We start from the raw sequence: 4,243 nt of genomic DNA, 5'->3' as shown, positions 1-4,243 counted from the left end.
ATTCGATTTCTTGAACACATATTTTGTTGTATCGTGCTGAGCATAGACCCCGCTTAACATACTTGCATATAAGCCAATTGTTATGATTACTTTTTTCATAGGAGATTTTAGGTTCAGGTGTTTTTATGTGATGTTTCCCCTCACGCGGCCCTCTTATTGTAGGAAAGTGCATTAAAATAAGAAATTTAAAGTCCCTCACATCTTCGGAGATAGATTTAGGATGAGGTTTAATAGACCATTAATTACAGCCACATCCACCACCACTTTTGCCACCGTTTGCTCCTGAAGCTCCTTCACGGTAGAGATAAAAACTTGTTTCAAACTTTTCAGCTTTTCGAGCAGCTAATTCCATTTCAGAATCGTTGATTCGATTTTTCTGATATTCTTTTACTGTTACACATGAAGCCATCGAACTAAGCAAAAAAGCAAGAATAAAAATAATTTTGATTGGTTTTTTCATGATATTTTGATGTTATTGGAGGTATAAACATTGTTGTTATCATCAATGATGATACACGCCATTTGCTGCATTTGGTTAATAAGACTTAGACCAGCCTCAACGCCCAAAACAGTTACGGGAGTTGCCATTGCATCAGCAATTTCGGCATCGGTGCATAAGATTGTCACACTCTTGATACCCGAAACTGGAAATCCTGTTTTTGGGTCAATTGTATGTGAATATTTTTTGCCGTCAATGATTACATATTTCTCATAATTTCCCGAAGTTGCCACAGCGACTCCACTGATATTTAGGTGAGAAAAAGCACTATTTTGAGTATCTGGGTCAGCAATTGCTATTGTCCAAGGTTTGCCATTGGGTTGATTTCCCCAAGTAGTTAAATCTCCTGCGGCATTGACGATGCCACTTTTTACGCCATTTTGAATCAAAACTCGCTTAGTTTGTTCGGCAGCATAACCCTTTCCAATTCCACCAAAACCGATTCTCATACCTGCTTCTTTCAAAAAAACTGTTTGGTTTTCATCATCCAAAATCACCTTTCGATAATCAATTAGTCTGACGGCTTGCTTGGCAGTTTCGGCATCGGGTAATGCAGTCATTTCTTTATCGAAATTCCAAAATCGTTTATCAATTGAGCCATAAGTTATATCAAAAGCCCCATCAGTAAGGCTGGAAATGCGAAGCGAACGTTTTATCAATTCAAAAACTTCTTTTTCAACTTTAATAGGTTTGACTCCTGCGTTTTCATTGATTTGGCTGGTTTGACTATCATCACTAAACGTAGTAAGCAACTTTTCGATTCGACTGATTTCGGTGATTGCAGTGTCAATTTGCTTTTCAGCCCAAATCTTATCATTACTTACTACGCTGATAGTGAAGCGATTGCCCATCAATCGAAGCGATTTTGAATGAATATTATTTTTGGGCATTGATAATCGTTTGAATTTCTTGCATAAAAGAACCAGTCGTTATTCCCGCTGGATAACCATCCCATTCTTTCAATACTTTGCCGTCAGCCCCAATCAAAACCGTCAAAGGAAATTTGCCTTCATGGTTATATTTTTCTGCAAGAGCCTCGTTGAGAGCAGTTTGCTTTTTTTCCAATTGATTTTTCTTTAATCTTGGAAAATCAGCTCTAACCAAGGCTAAGTTTTTAGTTGCAAATGCCAAAAACTCAGGCGTATCTAATACCTCTCTTTTGAGCTTGATACATGGGCCGCACCAATCAGAACCAGAAAAACTGATGACGATAAATTTATGATTCTGAATAGCTTCTATTTTTGCTTTATCAAAGTCAGAACCCCATTGAGGCGAACCTTCAAGAAAGAAAAACAGTAGAAAAATGCTTAAAAATTTCATACTTTTTGGGTTATTCTTTTAAAATGTACTTACTATTGACTCAAAATTAATAAACCAACAATGTTTTTCCATCGGTTGCTACTTTATACACAGCCAAGCCTTTTTGGCCATTATTATTCAATCCTCCTCCTGTCAATGAAAACCTTGCCCCATGAGCAGTACAATACCATTCGTTATTACTATAAATAACTTGTTTTTTGGGTTCATGCGAGCAAGTTACAGTTGCAGCAATATAAGTATTTGCTTTTGAAAGAGCTACAACAATATTACTAACAACCATATACGAACCAACTATTTGTAGTTTGGCATAAGTAGATGATGTAAGGTCTATTTTTAGTTTTGAATTAGTGATTTTATTCAACTCTTCAGTTGTAATTATTCCTGTAACATTTGAAGTTGTAGTAGTTCCAGTGGTAGTATTTCCGGTGGTAGTTGTTCCAGTTGTTGTTCCGTTTGCAGCAATTGTCAGAGCATCAACATATTTATCACCTTCTGTTACGCACGAGGTAAGCAAAGCCATTAAGGCAGCACCGCTAAAACCCATTGATTTCAAAAATTCGTAACGTGTCATATTTTTTTATTGGTTTACTTAAAATAATGGTTGCATGTTTATATTACGTACCAATTATAAAAAGAGTGGGGTAAGAAAAAAGAAATTTACCATTTAAGCAACTACTTAATAATCAATATTTTACGTGAAGTATTAGCCAATTTTAAAAAATAAAGCCCCGAAATCCATTCGGTAGTATTGATATTACTTTCGTTTGAGATTTGTTGTTTCAAAATCATTTGCCCTCTCGAATTATACACTTCCAATTCTTTTCCAATAAAATGATTTGCTACTTTAATATTGAGCGTTTCGTTGGCAGGATTTGGGTAAACATTAATCAAAACCGATTCAGGTTCGGTGGCGGTAATGGTTGTTGTGGGCGGAGTAACCGCTGGTGGTACTACAACAGGGTCGGTTGGGCCAGTTTTTCCAGTTATATTATCAGCATTGAAAGTGGAGGTTTGACTCACAAAACTACCTGTCCCATTTGGATTTCTGGCATATCCATAATCGTCTTTTTGTTCGCCAAAAGTTACTTCGTCTAAAATTATTCCTGCTGGACTTACCAAATAAACTGATTCGCCCGATTTTGATAATTTAAAGTTTGCGTGAAGTTTTCCTTGTAAGGCATCTTCATCAGCCCAAACTATCAAAAAGCTATTCGCTGCAATGGTAGTGCCTGTCGGGAATTGCCATTTTTTTAAATTAGTTGAGTTATCAGATAAATAATATTCGCTTAAATTTACGGTGTTGGTAGTCAAATTATAGAGTTCAATCCAGTCATCAGCTTGTTTGTTTTCGTCTAAATTCTTAGTATTTGAAGCCAAAATCTCATTAATTGCTACTGATTTGATAATTGGCGATGAAGATTTTATTTGATACACAAATACATTGTGTTCTGCTCCTGCGGGGTCATAACTTACAGTTCCAACCGAATTTGACGAAACTGCTTCAATATAATATCGAACATATTTTCCAATAGAAAAAGCAGGAATTTCTGCTCCAAAAACACCATCTTTTGCTGCTCCGTCATTATTTTTTCCATCATCGAACATCTCTTTTTTAGTAAAATTTCCTGTGAGATTATCTGAAAAATACAAATATACTTTTGAAATTCCTTCCGACGAAGTTGCAGTTGTTCGTACTGAAACGGTGTTTTTTTCAGTTGGTAATTCAAAATCTTTACCATTAGTTGCAAATGTAGTTTTGCTAAGTGTTGGAGAAATCCTATTGACTTCGACTTGGGTTTTGATAAAATTATAACGAGAAGTAAAAAAACTCTTTATTGTAGTAACCTCAGCCTGAAATTGGGCGTAAGTATATAAGGCTTTGGGGTCTGTTTTTACTTTTGCATCAATTTTTTTAGCCAAGGCATCAATCAAAACATTACTAATTTTGGGGTTGATAGATTCCTCGTTGATGGTGCGAAGATGTGCCAAATACCGCTGTCTGTAAGCAGGAACAACCAAAAGGCGATTAAGGAGTGGAAAATTTACTTTGGTTTCATTAAAAAAAGGACTCCAAGTTGCACGACTCATTTCGATAGCACTATTGCCATCCGTTTCGATGGGCGTCATGCGTTTGGTTTCAGGATCAACATATATATAATAATCCATTGCTCCTTTGTTTACGTAACTGTCATCATCACCAAACATGATTTCGGTTGCCAAAAACCAAAGCGTTTTATCAACATCCATGACTATTGGCATCACTGTTTCGAGGTCTTTTAAGTCAGTTTTATTGAGTTTTTCAGTTGTATTTACCAAATATTCCCACGGTTTGGGTAGTTTTGAGTTTTTAAGCGTATAATATTTTTGAAAAAGTGTGGTGTCGCTACCCAAATAATTTAATCCAGAAGTGCCATTTCCAAAACC

General features: G+C 36.0%; 5 protein-coding genes. All 5 read right to left on the bottom strand.

Going from position 1 to position 4,243, the window contains the following annotated elements; all coding sequences use genetic code 11:
* Positions 1-238 precede the first annotated feature (238 nt).
* On the bottom strand, positions 239-460 hold the full coding sequence (locus ACH2CJ_RS18415; RefSeq protein WP_394995048.1) for a DUF4266 domain-containing protein: 222 nt from the start codon (positions 458-460) through the stop codon (positions 239-241).
* Positions 457-1,389 carry an FAD:protein FMN transferase gene (locus ACH2CJ_RS18410; RefSeq protein ID WP_394995045.1) on the bottom strand — a complete coding sequence of 311 codons (933 nt, stop codon included), beginning with the start codon at positions 1,387-1,389 and terminating at the stop codon, positions 457-459. Before ACH2CJ_RS18410 ends, ACH2CJ_RS18415 begins: the two co-directional genes overlap by 4 nt.
* Positions 1,376-1,819: a thioredoxin family protein gene (locus ACH2CJ_RS18405; protein ID WP_394995043.1), complete on the bottom strand. Its 444-nt coding sequence runs from the start codon at positions 1,817-1,819 to the stop codon at positions 1,376-1,378. Before ACH2CJ_RS18405 ends, ACH2CJ_RS18410 begins: the two co-directional genes overlap by 14 nt.
* A gap of 46 nt (positions 1,820-1,865) precedes the next feature.
* Positions 1,866-2,390 carry a (2Fe-2S)-binding protein gene (locus ACH2CJ_RS18400; protein WP_394995040.1) on the bottom strand — a complete coding sequence of 175 codons (525 nt, stop codon included), beginning with the start codon at positions 2,388-2,390 and terminating at the stop codon, positions 1,866-1,868.
* Positions 2,391-2,491: 101 nt separating this feature from the next.
* On the bottom strand, positions 2,492-4,243 hold a 1,752-nt coding region (locus ACH2CJ_RS18395), incomplete at its 5' end, for a CotH kinase family protein (RefSeq protein WP_394995037.1).

Origin of the sequence: Emticicia sp. (assembly GCF_043780375.1) — a bacterium.
Taxonomy (GTDB): Bacteria; Bacteroidota; Bacteroidia; order Cytophagales; family Spirosomataceae; genus Emticicia.
Note: the sequence above shows the minus strand (reverse complement) of the source record. Positions and strands in the feature narration are given on the sequence as shown.